Below are 14475 nucleotides of genomic sequence, written 5' to 3'. Positions count from 1 at the left end.
CGGGGGTACTGAGTTAATGCAACGGTTCACTCTTTGTCGCCGGGACTAATGGGCGAATTTTGTCACGGGTATCCCAGACCGGAGGGATTTCCTCCAATTTAGTGACAGAAGCTCGTACAAAAGGCACCCGTGCAAGAGTCATAATCGTATCTAACCAACGGTCACGAATAATGCGCTCTGCCCTTTCATGACTCGGATCATCCAGCTCAATAACACAGACTATTTTATTGTTCTTCTTTGAAACCAGAACATAATCCATTGCCATGCCATTATAAATTGCAAAGAAACGCTTTCTTTCTTCTTCGCTAAACTCGGGTTGTTCTGGAAAGTTGATCAAGCGCCCCAGAGAGACCTGACAATGGATATGACAATAATGTCCAAACCATTTCTCCAGATTATCGAAATAGACTTTTTCACAACGCGTAATTAACCACTCTTTTCCGTCCAATAAAATACCTTCGGCAACCATTCCCTGAAATAAATCATCTCGTTCTTGCCAACGAGAGTCACGATAGGTTTTCTGCGGTGTATAGCTCCTTGTCGACGCTTTAGCAGCAGGGGAAGTTGCAGATGAAGGGACGGGTTGCGATTTAGTGATGATTACCGGTGAGGCAACTTTTCGGAGTGTCACTTTTCTGGCAACAGCAAAACCAGCGACAAATGCAATTGTTAAACAAGTTACAAAAGCCATAAAACTCATAATTAATCTTCACCTATCCATGTTGATTATATTTCATTACTAACGTTACTCGCTGAAGCGTGTTACATACCAACAACTCAACGATCAATATATAGTTAGTATCATGTTTTGATTATTACAACCATCCCTGTTTTGCCATTGCGGCTTGCCTTCCACAAAAAAATAACAACACACAATATTAGCCAAAGAATTAATTAAGATTAACCTTACATTTTTAATATTATTCCTAAAAAATAAAATCAGGGGAATATATTCGGTGTTAATCAGTCAGTCAAACTATGGCCCATTGGTGATTAAACCTCATAGGCAAAATTGGCACCAGACCTCCAGTACAGGTTGAATGGCTGAAAAAAGATAGGCAGATGCTCGCTTTTTTGGCTTCTGGAAGAAAAGTTCTCCGCGCTGGCGCTATTACACTGGTCTGGTGCTATGACGAAAAATGCCTGGTATGAGTATCTAAACCAGAATCCATTTCGCCCCCTGGATGTTAACCTGAAGAAAAAACAAAGCCCGGTTCGCCCGGGCTCTGCACCGATAATACACTTAACTGTATGCATGTAGCGTACGTTGGCAAAGTGCCGAACGTACACAATCCTCTTTACCGAATCGGACGATCCCGATCATTTCATCTTCTTCGAAACGTTCCAGCGCGTCACTTAATCCGGAGCGCACGCCGCGAGGTAAATCGCATTGCGTGATATCACCGTTGACGATAACCGTCACGTTCTCCCCAAGGCGGGTTAAAAACATTTTCATTTGCGCGGCAGTCACATTCTGCGCCTCGTCAAGAATGACGACCGCATTTTCAAAGGTACGCCCACGCATATAGGCGAACGGTGCGATTTCCACCTTCCCTATTTCCGGTCGCAGGCAGTACTGCATAAATGAAGCCCCTAAGCGCCGGACCAGCACGTCGTAGACCGGGCGAAAATAGGGAGCAAATTTTTCTGCGATATCTCCAGGTAAGAAGCCAAGATCTTCATCGGCTTGCAGAACTGGACGGGTGACGATAATCCTGTCGACATCCTTATGTATCAGGGCCTCTGCCGCTTTTGCTGCACTGATCCAGGTTTTTCCGCACCCGGCTTCGCCCGTGGCGAATATCAGCTGCTTACTCTCAATAGCCTTCAGATAGTGCAATTGCGCTTCATTTCGCGCGAGGACAGGCGAGGTATCTCGACTGTCGCGGGCCATACCAATGGCTTCTACGCCGCTCATCTGCACAAGCGAGGTGACCGATTCTTCTTCACGCTGTTTATGGCTGCGCGAATCCCGTCTCAGCACACGTTTTGCCTCGCGACGAGCTTTGATCACTGCTTTTTGTCTTCCCATGGAGAGCACCTTGAGTTGTTTGTATTCATCACACGCGCCGTTGGCAGCGCGATTATGCGCACGAACATCAGAGGGTTGGCTTCCTTGTAAGCCATAGTTTGCTTTTAGATAAAATGCCGAAAAACGGCTACGCGCACCGTTTACGGCGTCGGTAACACATGAAAAGAAAGGAAGAAGTTGAAAATGCAAAGTGATGAGATGACTACCGGAGGAGAAATCTCCGCGAGTGGTGGAGCGTTGCTTAACAAAATATTGTCCAGTACAGGACGTTACCATCCGCGATCTCCATAGTGACTGATTATCACTGCCGGGAACTTCCGCTGCTATTAATAAGTACAACAGCTCTCGCGTTTATTGCAACAATATATTCACTTATATTTAACCACAAAGAATCATTTCAGTGGCATTAGTTTCTACTGGAAAGATGACAGCGATGGAAAAAGAACACAGAGGGCAATCACTGATTGCCCTCTGCCTGCTTCCTGTAATGACGTGAAATTTTCGGTAAAACGCCTTCCCTTACCCTTCCTGCAACCGTGACGGCGGCGCCGAATGATAATGCGCATCGGCCTCGGCAAAGCGTTTTTGCATCGCCGCTGACGGGGCTTTACCCAGCAAACTAAACACCACAATCCCAATGCTGCCAAAGATAAAGCCCGGGATAATTTCGTACAGACCCAGCCAGCCGAACTGTTTCCAGACGATAACCGTCAGTGCGCCAATGATCATCCCCGCCAGCGCACCGTTACGCGTCATGCGTGACCACATCACCGAGAACAGCACCACTGGACCAAACGCCGCACCAAAGCCTGCCCACGCGTAGCTCACTAAGCCCAGCACGCGGTTTTCCGGGTTCGCCGCCAGCGCAATAGCCACCAGCGCTACCACCAGCACCATCACACGTCCTACCCACACCAGTTCTTTCTGGCTGGCATGTTTACGCAAAAACGCTTTGTACAGATCTTCGGTAATTGCACTGGAACATACCAACAGCTGGCAGCTTAACGTTGACATTACCGCCGCCAGAATCGCCGACAACAGAATCCCGGCAATCCACGGATTAAACAGAATTTGCGCCAGTTCGATAAACACGCGCTCGGCGTTCTGGTTTACCGCACCAGCTACCGACGGGTGCTTATTAAAGTAAGCAATACCAAAGAAGCCGACAGCCACCGCCCCAGCCAGGCACAGGATCATCCAGGTCATACTGATACGACGCGCATGGACAATGCTGTGGTGAGAATCCGCCGCCATAAAGCGCGCCAGAATGTGCGGCTGCCCGAAGTAACCCAGACCCCAGCCCATCAGCGAGATAATGGCAACAACGTTCAGCCCTTTGAGCATATCCACGTTTTCAATGCTCTTTTGTTTGATCACTTCCAGCGAGTCGCCAAACCCACCGACGCTAATGATTACGATAACCGGCGTCAGGATCAGGGCAAAAATCATCAGGCTGGCCTGTACAGTGTCAGTCCAGCTCACCGCGAGGAAGCCGCCAATAAAAGTGTAAAGGATCGTCGCCGCAGCCCCCGCCCACAGAGCCGTTTCGTAGCTCATGCCAAAGGTACTTTCAAACAGACGCGCACCTGCCACAATGCCCGAAGCGCAATAAATGGTGAAGAACAGCAAAATAACCAGCGCGGAGATAATGCGCAAAATGCGGCTTTTATCTTCAAAGCGCCCGGTGAAATAATCCGGCAATGTTAAGGCGTTATTGTTGTATTCGGTGTGAACACGCAACCGCCCGGCCACCAGCTTCCAGTTAACCCACGCGCCTAATATCAGACCAATGGCGATCCAGCTTTCGGAAATCCCGGAAAGAAAAACTGCGCCCGGCAACCCCATTAACAGCCAGCCGCTCATATCCGACGCCCCCGCCGATAATGCCGTGACGAATGGCCCAAGGCTGCGACCGCCCAGGATATAGTCGTCGAAGTTTTTCGTTGATCGCCAGGCGATAAACCCAATCAATATCATGCCAAAGATATAGACACAAAATGTCACCAACATCGGTGTGCTAATAGCCATCTAAAGTCTCCCCAAAATTATTATCGGCATTGTCGAAACTTGCCGTTATATCTGCCACCGGAACGGGGTAACAGAGTTTATGTTTTACCAGGGCGATCGTATCCTGCCGGAAGCGCTGGTTATTCACAATCGATTTAACACATTATTTACATTAAAATTTAGTGCTCAACGATACTATTTTTCATCAGGTTGCACTCTCTCACATTTTTTGCGGTTGCACCTTCCAAAAATGTTAACTGCCGCAGAGAAAAAGTCTGAGTTATTTTTTTAATCCCTGTCATATCGACTTCTTTTATTAACATTTCATTCATTTTTAAGCTTGCTACGCAGGTCACATTTAACAAGGTTGCACAAAGTTGCAACATGATAGATATTTCACGATAACGTTAAGTTGCACCTTTGAGAACAACAGGAGTAATGGCATGGGAACCACCACCATGGGGGTTAAGCTGGACGACGCGACGCGTGAGCGTATTAAGTCTGCCGCGACACGTATCGATCGCACACCACACTGGTTAATTAAGCAGGCGATTTTTTCTTATCTTGAACAACTGGAAAACAGCGATACTCTGCCGGAGCTACCTGCGCTGCTTTCTGGCGCGGCCAATGAGAGCGATGAAGCACCGACTCCGACAGAGGAACCACACCAGCCATTCCTCGACTTTGCCGAGCAAATATTGCCCCAGTCAGTTTCCCGCGCCGCGATCACCGCTGCCTATCGCCGCCCGGAAACCGAAGCGGTTTCTATGCTGCTGGAACAAGCCCGCCTGCCGCAGCCGGTTGCAGAACAGGCGCACAAACTGGCGTATCAACTGGCCGATAAACTGCGTAATCAAAAAAACGCCAGTGGTCGGGCAGGAATGGTCCAGGGGTTATTGCAGGAGTTTTCGCTGTCATCACAGGAAGGCGTGGCGCTGATGTGTCTGGCAGAAGCGTTGTTACGTATTCCCGACAAAGCCACCCGTGATGCGTTAATTCGCGACAAAATCAGCAACGGTAACTGGCAGTCACACATTGGTCGTAGCCCGTCCCTGTTTGTTAATGCCGCAACCTGGGGGCTGCTGTTTACCGGCAAACTGGTTTCCACCCATAACGAAGCCAGCCTCTCCCGCTCGCTGAACCGCATTATCGGTAAGCGCGGTGAACCGCTGATCCGCAAAGGTGTGGATATGGCGATGCGCCTGATGGGCGAGCAGTTCGTCACTGGCGAAACCATCGCGGAAGCGTTAGCCAATGCCCGCAAGCTGGAAGAGAAAGGCTTCCGTTACTCTTACGATATGTTGGGCGAAGCTGCACTGACTGCCGCAGATGCACAGGCATATATGGTTTCCTATCAGCAGGCGATTCACGCCATTGGTAAAGCATCCAATGGTCGTGGCATCTATGAAGGGCCGGGCATTTCAATCAAGCTGTCGGCGCTGCATCCGCGTTATAGCCGCGCCCAATATGACCGGGTAATGGAAGAGCTTTACCCACGTCTGAAATCACTAACCCTGCTGGCGCGTCAGTACGATATTGGTATTAACATCGATGCCGAAGAGGCCGATCGTCTGGAGATCTCCCTCGATCTGCTGGAAAAACTCTGTTTCGAGCCTGAACTAACAGGCTGGAACGGCATCGGTTTTGTTATTCAGGCTTATCAAAAACGCTGCCCGCTGGTGATTGATTACCTGATTGATCTGGCGACCCGCAGCCGCCGCCGTCTGATGATTCGCCTGGTGAAAGGCGCGTACTGGGATAGTGAAATAAAGCGTGCGCAGATGGACGGCCTTGAAGGTTATCCGGTTTATACCCGCAAGGTGTATACCGACGTTTCTTATCTCGCCTGTGCTAAAAAGCTGCTGGCGGTGCCGAATTTAATTTATCCGCAGTTCGCGACGCACAACGCCCATACGCTGGCGGCAATTTATCAACTGGCGGGTCAGAACTACTATCCGGGTCAGTACGAGTTCCAGTGTCTGCACGGTATGGGCGAGCCACTTTATGAGCAGGTCACCGGGAAAGTTGCCGACGGCAAACTTAACCGTCCGTGTCGTATTTATGCTCCGGTTGGCACACATGAAACGCTGCTGGCATATCTGGTGCGTCGCCTGCTGGAAAACGGTGCTAACACCTCGTTTGTAAACCGTATTGCCGACACCTCTTTGCCACTGGATGACCTGGTTGCCGATCCGGTCACTGCTGTAGAAAAACTGGCGCAACAGGAAGGGCAAACGGGATTACCGCATCCGAAAATTCCCCTGCCACGCGATCTTTACGGTCACGGGCGCGACAACTCGGCAGGGCTGGATCTTGCCAATGAACACCGGCTGGCATCACTCTCCTCTGCCCTGCTCAATAGTGCACTGCAAAAATGGCAGGCCTTGCCAATGCTGGAACAACCGGTAGCGGCAGGTGAGATGTCGCCCGTTATTAACCCTGCGGAACCGAAAGATATTGTTGGCTATGTGCGTGAAGCCACGCCGCGTGAAGTGGAACAGGCGCTGGAAAGTGCGGTTAATAACGCGCCAATCTGGTTTGCCACTCCTCCGGCTGAACGCGCGGCGATTTTGCATCGCGCTGCCGTGCTGATGGAAAGCCAGATGCAGCAACTGATTGGTATTCTGGTGCGTGAAGCCGGAAAAACCTTCAGTAACGCCATTGCCGAAGTGCGCGAAGCGGTCGATTTTCTCTACTACTACGCCGGACAGGTGCGGGATGATTTCGCTAACGAAACCCATCGTCCATTAGGGCCTGTGGTGTGTATCAGCCCGTGGAACTTCCCGCTGGCGATTTTCACCGGGCAGATCGCCGCCGCACTGGCGGCAGGTAACAGCGTTCTGGCAAAACCGGCAGAACAAACGCCGCTGATTGCCGCGCAAGGGATCGCCATTTTGCTGGAAGCGGGCGTACCGCCAGGTGTGGTGCAGCTGCTGCCTGGTCAGGGTGAAACCGTGGGCGCACAACTGACGGGTGATGATCGCGTGCGCGGGGTGATGTTTACCGGTTCAACCGAAGTCGCTACATTGCTGCAACGCAATATCGCCAGCCGCCTGGACGCTCAGGGTCGCCCTATTCCGCTTATTGCAGAAACCGGCGGCATGAACGCGATGATTGTCGATTCTTCAGCACTGACCGAACAGGTTGTCGTGGATGTACTGGCCTCGGCCTTCGACAGTGCGGGTCAGCGTTGTTCGGCACTGCGTGTGCTGTGTCTGCAAGATGAAATTGCTGACCACACGCTGAAAATGCTGCGTGGCGCAATGGCCGAATGCCGAATGGGTAATCCGGGGCGCCTGACCACTGACATCGGCCCAGTGATTGATAGCGAAGCGAAAGCCAATATCGAGCGTCATATTCAGACCATGCGCAGCAAAGGCCGTCCGGTGTTCCAGGCAGTGCGGGAAAACAGTGAAGATGCCCGTGAATGGCAAAGTGGCACCTTTGTCGCCCCGACGCTGATCGAACTGGATGACTTTGCCGAATTGCAAAAAGAGGTCTTTGGTCCGGTGCTGCATGTGGTGCGTTACAACCGTAACCAGCTGCCGGAATTGATCGAGCGGATTAACGCTTCCGGTTATGGTCTGACGCTTGGCGTCCATACGCGCATTGATGAAACCATTGCCCAGGTCACTGGCTCGGCGCATGTCGGTAATTTGTATGTTAACCGTAATATGGTGGGCGCAGTGGTTGGGGTGCAACCGTTCGGTGGCGAAGGGTTGTCCGGCACCGGGCCGAAAGCTGGCGGTCCGCTCTATCTCTACCGTCTGCTGGCGAATCGCCCGGAAAGCGCGCTGGCGGTGACGCTCGCACGTCAGGATGCAGAGTATCCGGTCGATGCACAGTTGAAATCCGCATTGACCCAGCCGCTGAATGCACTGCGGGAATGGGCGGCAAACCGTCCAGAATTGCAGGCGTTATGTACGCAATATGGCGATCTGGCGCAGGCAGGAACACAGCGATTGTTGCCTGGGCCGACGGGTGAACGCAACACCTGGACGCTGCTGCCGCGTGAGCGCGTGTTGTGTATTGCGGATGATGAACAGGATGTGCTGACTCAGCTCGCCGCCGTGCTGGCGGTGGGCAGCCAGGTGCTGTGGCCGGATGATGCGATGCATCGGCAGTTAGTGAACGCATTACCATCGGCAGCCAGCGAACGTATTCAACTGGCGAAAGCGGAAAATATTACCGCTCAACCGTTTGATGCGGTGATCTTCCACGGGGATTCAGATCAACTTCGCGCATTGTGTGAAGCGGTTGCCGCGCGGGATGGCGCAATTGTTTCGGTGCAGGGTTTTGCCCGTGGCGAAAGCAATATCCTGCTGGAACGTCTGTATATCGAGCGTTCGCTGAGTGTGAATACCGCTGCCGCTGGCGGTAACGCCAGTTTAATGACGATCGGTTAAACAGGCAGCCGGAGGATGTTACAACCTCCTCCGGCATCTTTATCGTGGTCGAATCCCCTCAATAATAATTCGCTGCACGTTTTCAACTGTTTGGTTGAAAAACACCTCATCGCGCAACGTCGCGCCTGTCACTGCCTCCACCTGAGGGGCGAAATCGGCGTAATGTTGAGTGGAAGCCCAGATCATAAAAATCAAATGCTGCGGGTCAATCGGCGCGAGTTTGCCACTTTTGACCCAACCGGCAATCAGCGCCGATTTCTCATCAATTAATGCCTTCAAATCGCCCGTCAGTTCATCCATTAACAGCGGCGCACCAGCCAACATCTCCATACAGAACAGGCGTGAAGCCTGCGGATAATCGCGGGAGACCTCCAGCTTCAGACGAATGTACTCTTTGATCGCCGCCAGCGGGGCGAAATCTTCACGAAACGCTTTTAACGGTGCCAGCCAGATATCGAGAATTTGCCGCAGCACGGCAATATACAGCGCCTCTTTTGACGGAAAGTAATACAGCAGATTGGTTTTTGAAACACCCGCCAACTCTGCGATCTGCTCCAGCCTTGTGCCGTGAAAACCGAATTGTGAAAAAGTGTCCAGTGCTGCGCTAAGAATCGCTTTTTTCTTCGCGCTCACTGCGCGCGAACGTTTACCCGTTGTTTTCACTGCGCCCTGCGTCATGCGCTCTCCCCTCTTGTAGATTGGCAACAGGATAGCAAAACCCCCGTTCGGCCTCGACCTCCTGCACTCTCATCGCGCACGGATGCATGTTTTGTGTGCAAGTGTTTTGACCGTTTAGCCCACTTTGCAAGCAAGCCAGTACGCGGCTGAAAAGGATATGCAGGATGCAGAGCAAACCGGGCGCGACGCTGGCTCTTATGGAGTGGGTGATTTTGCTCTGACGCTGGGGGTTTTGCGTTGGGAGGGATCGGTACAGCAACCTTTGGCACGATTTTACTCAATGCTCTGTTAAGCAAACGGTTGGTTGACGTTCCTCTGCCAGAAGTTGTTCATCAGAAGCCATAAACAGAAAACCGCCGGGTAACCGGCGGTGATGGCTTTATGACGAGCTTCAGACAAAAATGCATTCGTCATTGATTAGCCCGGCTAGTTGTCGCTTTTACCGTGACTGCTTTTGCCACCTTTTTTACCTGCTTCAGATGCGCGCTGCGGGTCATTTTTGAAATTCCCCCCGCTGTGCTGTCCACCTTTTTTACCTGCTTCTGATGCTCTTTCGCGGTCTTCTGCAAAATTGCCGGAACCGCCTCGATGGTTTGCCATTACTGACCTCCGTCTGGGTATAGACATCATATTGCATAGATTTAACGTGGCGTATGGCAGCTGCCATATTTTCGCTACGTGGGACTAAGCTTAGTGAACTGACGCGGGTCTACCCACGTTTAGTAATATCCTGCAACAGCTTCTTAGCGAGAATAGATATCATCTCCAATAATTATCCATAAGCCGCTCTTATGATTAAAAAAACGCGATGAGATAAAAATGTGTCATTTTGCGACAAAATTACGTGCTTGTGAAAATTGTTATAAATCAAATAAGTGGTTGTGAAATTTGCACTCTGAAAAGGACGTCTTATCTTTAAATAAGTGGTAGCGAATCGCTACGGAATAGAGATAACACGAGGAGTGGTTAGAAATGGCTAAAGTTCTGGTGCTTAATTATTCTATGTACGGACATATTGAAACGATGGCACGCGCAGTTGCTGAAGGCGCAAGCAAAGTGGCTGGCGCAGAAGTTATCGTTAAGCGTGTACCGGAAACCATGCCGCCGCAATTATTCGAAAAAGCAGGCGGTAAAACGCAAACTGCACCGGTTGCAACCCCGCAAGAACTGGCCGATTACGACGCCATCATTTTTGGTACACCTACCCGCTTTGGCAACATGTCCGGTCAAATGCGTACCTTCCTCGATCAGACGGGCGGCCTGTGGGCTTCCGGCGCACTGTACGGCAAACTGGCGAGTGTCTTTAGCTCCACCGGTACTGGCGGCGGTCAGGAACAAACGATTACTTCAACCTGGACGACCCTTGCGCATCACGGCATGGTGATTGTCCCCATTGGCTACGCAGCGCAGGAATTATTTGACATTTCACAGGTTCGCGGCGGTACGCCGTACGGCGCAACCACCATCGCAGGCGGTGACGGTTCACGCCAGCCCAGCCAGGAAGAACTGTCTATTGCTCGTTATCAAGGGGAATATGTCGCAGGTCTGGCAGTTAAACTTAACGGCTAATCTTCAACAGGAGGATACGCATGCCAACTCAAGAAGCGAAAGCTCATCACGTCGGTGAATGGGCATCTCTGCGCAATACGTCGCCGGAAATAGCCGAGGCCATTTTCGACGTCGCCGGGTACGACGAAAAAATGGCAGAAAAGATTTGGGAGGAAGGTAGCGATGAGGTGTTAGTCAAAGCCTTTGCTAAGACCGATAAAGATTCGCTTTTTTGGGGCGAACAGACCATCGAACGTAAAAACGTTTAACCCTGATACTCCCCCGTAGTGAACGGGAGATTTCGAATTATTGACAACGTACGCTTTGTTCATGCCGGATGCGGCGTGCACGCCTTATCCGGCCTACATGATCGTGCAAATTCGATATAGTGCAATTATCGGGTAGGCCTGATAAGCGTAGCGCATCAGGCAATCTCACATTTGTCATCAGTCACCTACTCCCCTGCTTCAGTCGGGGAGTTTTCTGTTATTTCACCGCCTCATTCAACACGCGATCAAACTTATCCATAGGACAGAAACCATCAGCATCCAAGGTTTGATGCAACCTATGCCTGATACAATGAGCAAATGCTATCTGAAAGCACAGCAAGAAAATTCTTCACCGCTTTAACCTTTTCCGGAGAGTCGGTATCTATACCCTAAATAATTCGAGTTGCAGGAAGGCGGCAAGTGAGAGAATCCCGATGAGCTAACATAAGTAAGTGATTCGGGTGAACGAACGCAGCCAACGCACATGCAACTTGAAGTATGACGGATATATAACAAGCGCCCCCCTGACTCAGGTAAATGCAATATGCATCTTTCGTCATTCAAGCAACTACCAATGAATTCTTTTTTAAATTTGATTAATTTCACTCTAAATAAAATATATACCAGGCATAGAATATTTTCTTCTTCCCGTCTGATTTCATTGTACAACCGCATAAAACACATAAGTTTTTTCAAAAGGCGTGATTGAACATTTTTCCACGAGGATTTCAATAACATATTCTGTGTTGGCATATAAAATTCTGAGGATTACTCTACAATTACAGGAGTTACCTTACAGGGGTTCCTTCAATTTGTGTTGATCTACGCGAGATAACGCTATGGAATTAAAGGATTATTACGCCATCATGGGCGTGAAACCGACGGACGATCTCAAGACAATCAAGACCGCCTATCGTCGACTGGCCCGCAAATACCATCCCGATGTCAGCAAAGAACCGGATGCCGAAGCCCGCTTCAAAGAGGTCGCTGAAGCCTGGGAAGTGCTAAGTGATGAACAACGTCGCGCTGAGTATGATCAGATGTGGCAACATCGCAACGATCCGCAATTTAGCCGTCAGTTCCATCATGGCGACGGTCAGAGTTTTAACGCCGAAGATTTTGACGATATCTTCTCGTCAATTTTCGCTCAACATGCCCGTCAGAGCCGTCAACGCCCCGCTACACGCGGCCACGATATTGAAATCGAAGTGGCGGTATTCCTCGAAGAAACGCTTACTGAGCACAAGCGCACTATCAGCTATAACCTGCCAGTTTATAACGCCTTTGGCATGATCGAACAGGAAATCCCGAAAACGCTGAATGTGAAGATCCCGGCAGGGGTCGGCAATGGTCAACGTATCCGCCTGAAAGGCCAGGGGACGCCGGGCGAAAACGGCGGTCCAAATGGTGACCTGTGGCTGGTTATTCACATCGCGCCGCATCCGCTGTTTGATATTGTCGGCCAGGATCTGGAAATTGTAGTGCCGGTTAGCCCGTGGGAAGCGGCGCTGGGCGCTAAAGTCACTGTTCCAACACTGAAAGAAAGCATTTTGCTGACTATCCCGCCAGGCAGCCAGGCCGGGCAACGATTACGCGTTAAAGGCAAAGGTCTGGTGAGCAAAAAACAGACCGGCGATCTGTATGCAGTGCTGAAAATCGTGATGCCGCCGAAACCGGATGAAAACACTGCCGCGCTGTGGCAGCAACTGGCAGACGCCCAGTCGTCTTTTGATCCACGTAAAGATTGGGGGAAAGCATGATGGCTAATGTTACGGTGACTTTTACTATAACTGAATTTTGCATGCATACCGGCATCTCTGAAGAGGAATTGAATGAAATTGTCGGTTTGGGAGTGGTTGAACCGCGGGAGATCCAGGAAACAACCTGGGTATTTGACGACCATGCCGCCATTGTGGTGCAACGCGCGGTACGCCTGCGTCATGAACTGGCTCTGGACTGGCCGGGGATCGCGGTGGCACTGACGTTAATGGATGATATTGCGCACCTGAGGCAAGAAAACCACCTGCTTCGCCAGCGGCTTTCCCGGTTTGTGGCTCATCCATGATGTGTGTTTGCGGGATGCGATGACGCATCTTAGCCGGCCTACAAAGACTATTGTTCCCGTGGGCCGGATAAAGCATTCTCCCCGCATCCGGCGGCTGTGCCATAATTATTTGTTTTGGTTGCCGCACTCCACTAATGCCAGCAATAACTGGCTTAATGCCGCGTAAAAACCAAAACTGTCATACTGGCGACAACGCGCGACAAACTCTGGTAACCATTGCCGCAGTGCAGTTAGCGTTTTTTGTCGCAGATTATTTACTCCCTGTGCAGGTACAACACCCTCTCCATGGGCAAAATACAGATGACTTAACAACTCAAGGAAAATCGCCAGATGATCTGCCGGTTCGTTGAATATGCGCACTGCACGACCATCTCAGTCGGACCATTAAACGCCGTCACCTTCTCTATCGGACCGGTGAATTTTTCAATTTCCACATAGTTGTGTGTGAGCGGGTGGCCTACGCCAGTTGCGACGTACCGATGTCGGGCGTTAGCACGTTGGGGTTACCGTATTTACACCGCGCGTTGAGCTCACCACCTTTGTCCGGATCATACCAGGCGCCTTCATGGATCCGCACCACGCCAAAAACCTTTTGTTCATGGTTATGTCCGGTTGGTATGCTTTCTGAATTCATTGGCGGTCTCGGTAAAAAACTATTAGCAACAAGCGGAACATCACCTCGCACGGGGTGATGTTCACAAAATCACATTATTTTGATTTTGACATCATAACTTTCAAGCCCGGTCATTTTTTCTCGTGCGGTGAAGCGAATTTCAGAGACTTCTTTCCCTGTATTATTGTTCAGCTCGGCGATTTTTTGCGCGATAAAGTCGGCGATTTCCGTTTCGGCTTGTTTTTTTAACTCTTCAATATTCACTGTTAACCTCTTCTGGTCTTAAAAGACAGCAACACGCCAGTAAGGTGTTGGTTCCCGATACCCTGGTCAGGTAAGAAATGTTATAAGCCATCTCCCCGAAAGATTCAATAATCAACAGGTTATCGTTTACTATACATACAGCGTTGAAGAAAAATAAGACAGATATAAAAAAGGCTCCGCGAGGGAGCCTGATATTATTTTGTGAAATCCAGTGGCGTATGGTCAGTGCGTATTTGCAGCGCGGCGTTATCAAACGTAATCATCGTCGATTTACAAAAAATACACTTTGCCCCTAAAGGATTTCGCTCCGTCACATCGAATGCCGATGTGCGGTACTGTGATCCATGACAATATGGACAGCGGAAATGGAGGTGTTGAGTAATAACGGCAACCTTAGAGCGTAACAACGTTCGCTGCCGCGGGGCCACGTTGCCCCTGCTCAATAGAAAATTCAACTTTCTGATTTTCGTTCAGTGTGCGAAATTCATTGCTCTGGATGGCGGTGAAATGGACGAAAACGTCCTTGCTGCCGGTGATGCTGCCAACTTACTGATTTAGTGTATGATGGTGTTTTTGAGGTGCTCCAGTGGCTT

The 14475-nt window shown here is 50.4% G+C and carries 15 protein-coding genes and 6 pseudogenes; 7 read left to right on the top strand and 14 right to left on the bottom strand.

Features of this window, described 5'->3' with window-relative positions:
- Positions 1-13 precede the first annotated feature (13 nt).
- The 4 genes from A7090_RS06670 to A7090_RS06645 form a co-directional block, all read right to left on the bottom strand.
- On the bottom strand, positions 14-700 hold the full coding sequence (locus A7090_RS06670; RefSeq protein WP_105273424.1) for a DUF2726 domain-containing protein: 687 nt from the start codon (positions 698-700) through the stop codon (positions 14-16).
- A 543-nt stretch (positions 701-1243) separates the two neighbouring features.
- Positions 1244-2032, bottom strand: a complete 789-nt coding sequence (phoH, locus tag A7090_RS06665; protein ID WP_198599571.1) for a phosphate starvation-inducible protein PhoH — start codon at positions 2030-2032, stop codon at positions 1244-1246.
- A gap of 519 nt (positions 2033-2551) precedes the next feature.
- Positions 2552-4060 carry a sodium/proline symporter PutP gene (putP, locus tag A7090_RS06655; protein ID WP_105273421.1) on the bottom strand — a complete coding sequence of 503 codons (1509 nt, stop codon included), beginning with the start codon at positions 4058-4060 and terminating at the stop codon, positions 2552-2554.
- A 158-nt stretch (positions 4061-4218) separates the two neighbouring features.
- Positions 4219-4425, bottom strand: a complete 207-nt coding sequence (locus tag A7090_RS06645) for a hypothetical protein (protein ID WP_123056930.1) — start codon at positions 4423-4425, stop codon at positions 4219-4221.
- A 57-nt stretch (positions 4426-4482) separates the two neighbouring features.
- Between A7090_RS06645 and putA the strand changes: the two genes are divergently transcribed.
- Positions 4483-8445, top strand: coding sequence for a trifunctional transcriptional regulator/proline dehydrogenase/L-glutamate gamma-semialdehyde dehydrogenase (gene putA, locus A7090_RS06640; RefSeq protein ID WP_105273418.1), 3963 nt, complete (start codon positions 4483-4485; stop codon positions 8443-8445).
- A gap of 39 nt (positions 8446-8484) precedes the next feature.
- Here the strand turns inward: putA and rutR are convergent, their stop codons facing one another.
- A complete protein-coding gene (gene rutR, locus A7090_RS06635) occupies positions 8485-9123 on the bottom strand; it encodes an HTH-type transcriptional regulator RutR (protein WP_000191701.1) in 639 nt (212 codons plus the stop codon).
- A 199-nt stretch (positions 9124-9322) separates the two neighbouring features.
- Here rutR and A7090_RS25725 point away from each other — a divergent pair.
- Positions 9323-9468, top strand: a pseudogene (locus tag A7090_RS25725) (pyrimidine utilization transport protein G); the annotation flags it as partial.
- On the opposite strand, the gene A7090_RS27000 reads toward A7090_RS25725, so the two are convergent.
- Positions 9412-9537, bottom strand: a complete 126-nt coding sequence (locus A7090_RS27000) for a hypothetical protein (protein ID WP_274541156.1) — start codon at positions 9535-9537, stop codon at positions 9412-9414. The pseudogene A7090_RS25725 and the gene A7090_RS27000 sit on opposite strands and share 57 nt — an antisense overlap.
- Before the next feature lie 12 nt (positions 9538-9549).
- Positions 9550-9723: a general stress protein gene (locus tag A7090_RS06630; RefSeq protein ID WP_001273658.1), complete on the bottom strand. Its 174-nt coding sequence runs from the start codon at positions 9721-9723 to the stop codon at positions 9550-9552.
- A 372-nt stretch (positions 9724-10095) separates the two neighbouring features.
- Between A7090_RS06630 and wrbA the strand changes: the two genes are divergently transcribed.
- Together wrbA and A7090_RS06615 are read left to right on the top strand one after the other, a co-directional pair.
- Complete coding sequence (wrbA, locus tag A7090_RS06620) at positions 10096-10692, top strand: NAD(P)H:quinone oxidoreductase (RefSeq protein ID WP_105273417.1); 597 nt, start codon at positions 10096-10098, stop codon at positions 10690-10692.
- 20 nt (positions 10693-10712) lie between these two features.
- On the top strand, positions 10713-10940 hold the full coding sequence (locus A7090_RS06615) for a YccJ family protein (RefSeq protein ID WP_105273416.1): 228 nt from the start codon (positions 10713-10715) through the stop codon (positions 10938-10940).
- Between the two features lie 305 nt (positions 10941-11245).
- Here A7090_RS06615 and A7090_RS26475 read toward each other — a convergent pair.
- Positions 11246-11345 (bottom strand): annotated as a pseudogene (locus A7090_RS26475) (hypothetical protein); the annotation flags it as partial.
- A 434-nt stretch (positions 11346-11779) separates the two neighbouring features.
- Between A7090_RS26475 and cbpA the strand changes: the two are divergent.
- Complete coding sequence (gene cbpA, locus A7090_RS06605) at positions 11780-12700, top strand: curved DNA-binding protein (protein WP_105273414.1); 921 nt, start codon at positions 11780-11782, stop codon at positions 12698-12700.
- Complete coding sequence (gene cbpM, locus A7090_RS06600; RefSeq protein WP_105273413.1) at positions 12700-13005, top strand: chaperone modulator CbpM; 306 nt, start codon at positions 12700-12702, stop codon at positions 13003-13005. The genes cbpA and cbpM overlap by 1 nt, the downstream gene beginning before the upstream one ends.
- Before the next feature lie 105 nt (positions 13006-13110).
- Here the strand turns inward: cbpM and A7090_RS06595 are convergent.
- A pseudogene (locus tag A7090_RS06595) lies at positions 13111-13356 on the bottom strand (molecular chaperone TorD family protein); the annotation flags it as partial.
- Positions 13311-13588, bottom strand: a pseudogene (locus A7090_RS06590) (molybdopterin dinucleotide binding domain-containing protein); the annotation flags it as partial. The pseudogenes A7090_RS06590 and A7090_RS06595, both read right to left, overlap by 46 nt.
- Before the next feature lies 1 nt (position 13589).
- On the opposite strand from A7090_RS06590, the pseudogene A7090_RS06585 reads away from it, so the two are divergent.
- Positions 13590-13685 (top strand): annotated as a pseudogene (locus tag A7090_RS06585) (4Fe-4S binding protein); the annotation flags it as partial.
- A gap of 23 nt (positions 13686-13708) precedes the next feature.
- Here A7090_RS06585 and A7090_RS06580 read toward each other — a convergent pair.
- The 4 genes and pseudogenes from A7090_RS06580 to A7090_RS06565 all read right to left on the bottom strand — a co-directional run.
- On the bottom strand, positions 13709-13882 hold the full coding sequence (locus A7090_RS06580) for a GnsA/GnsB family addiction module toxin (protein ID WP_105273412.1): 174 nt from the start codon (positions 13880-13882) through the stop codon (positions 13709-13711).
- Positions 13872-14102: a protein YmcE gene (gene ymcE / locus A7090_RS06575; protein WP_105273436.1), complete on the bottom strand. Its 231-nt coding sequence runs from the start codon at positions 14100-14102 to the stop codon at positions 13872-13874. The genes A7090_RS06580 and ymcE overlap by 11 nt, the downstream gene beginning before the upstream one ends.
- Entirely contained in the window at positions 14077-14265 is a 189-nt protein-coding gene (ymcF, locus tag A7090_RS06570) for a cold shock small protein YmcF (protein ID WP_123056933.1), read from the bottom strand. The genes ymcE and ymcF overlap by 26 nt, the downstream gene beginning before the upstream one ends.
- Positions 14266-14275: 10 nt before the next feature.
- Positions 14276-14413, bottom strand: a pseudogene (locus A7090_RS06565) (cold shock domain-containing protein); the annotation flags it as partial.
- Between the last annotated feature and the right edge of the window lie 62 nt (positions 14414-14475).

Origin of the sequence: Escherichia sp. MOD1-EC7003 (genome assembly GCF_002965065.1) — a bacterium.
In the GTDB taxonomy this organism is placed as follows: Bacteria; Pseudomonadota; Gammaproteobacteria; order Enterobacterales; family Enterobacteriaceae; genus Escherichia.
This window is presented reverse-complemented; position numbering and strand designations above follow the sequence as displayed.

Excerpts from the sequence above, each read along its gene's own strand:
- A7090_RS06670 (WP_105273424.1), bottom strand. The coding sequence starts at position 700 with ATGAGTTTTATGGCTTTTGTAACTTGTTTAACAATTGCATTTGTCGCT.
- phoH (WP_198599571.1), bottom strand. The coding sequence starts at position 2,032 with ATGGGAAGACAAAAAGCAGTGATCAAAGCTCGTCGCGAGGCAAAACGT.
- putP (WP_105273421.1), bottom strand. The coding sequence starts at position 4,060 with ATGGCTATTAGCACACCGATGTTGGTGACATTTTGTGTCTATATCTTT.
- A7090_RS06645 (WP_123056930.1), bottom strand. The coding sequence starts at position 4,425 with ATGTTGCAACTTTGTGCAACCTTGTTAAATGTGACCTGCGTAGCAAGC.
- putA (WP_105273418.1), top strand. The coding sequence starts at position 4,483 with ATGGGAACCACCACCATGGGGGTTAAGCTGGACGACGCGACGCGTGAG.
- rutR (WP_000191701.1), bottom strand. The coding sequence starts at position 9,123 with ATGACGCAGGGCGCAGTGAAAACAACGGGTAAACGTTCGCGCGCAGTG.
- A7090_RS27000 (WP_274541156.1), bottom strand. The coding sequence starts at position 9,537 with ATGACGAATGCATTTTTGTCTGAAGCTCGTCATAAAGCCATCACCGCC.
- A7090_RS06630 (WP_001273658.1), bottom strand. The coding sequence starts at position 9,723 with ATGGCAAACCATCGAGGCGGTTCCGGCAATTTTGCAGAAGACCGCGAA.
- wrbA (WP_105273417.1), top strand. The coding sequence starts at position 10,096 with ATGGCTAAAGTTCTGGTGCTTAATTATTCTATGTACGGACATATTGAA.
- A7090_RS06615 (WP_105273416.1), top strand. The coding sequence starts at position 10,713 with ATGCCAACTCAAGAAGCGAAAGCTCATCACGTCGGTGAATGGGCATCT.
- cbpA (WP_105273414.1), top strand. The coding sequence starts at position 11,780 with ATGGAATTAAAGGATTATTACGCCATCATGGGCGTGAAACCGACGGAC.
- cbpM (WP_105273413.1), top strand. The coding sequence starts at position 12,700 with ATGGCTAATGTTACGGTGACTTTTACTATAACTGAATTTTGCATGCAT.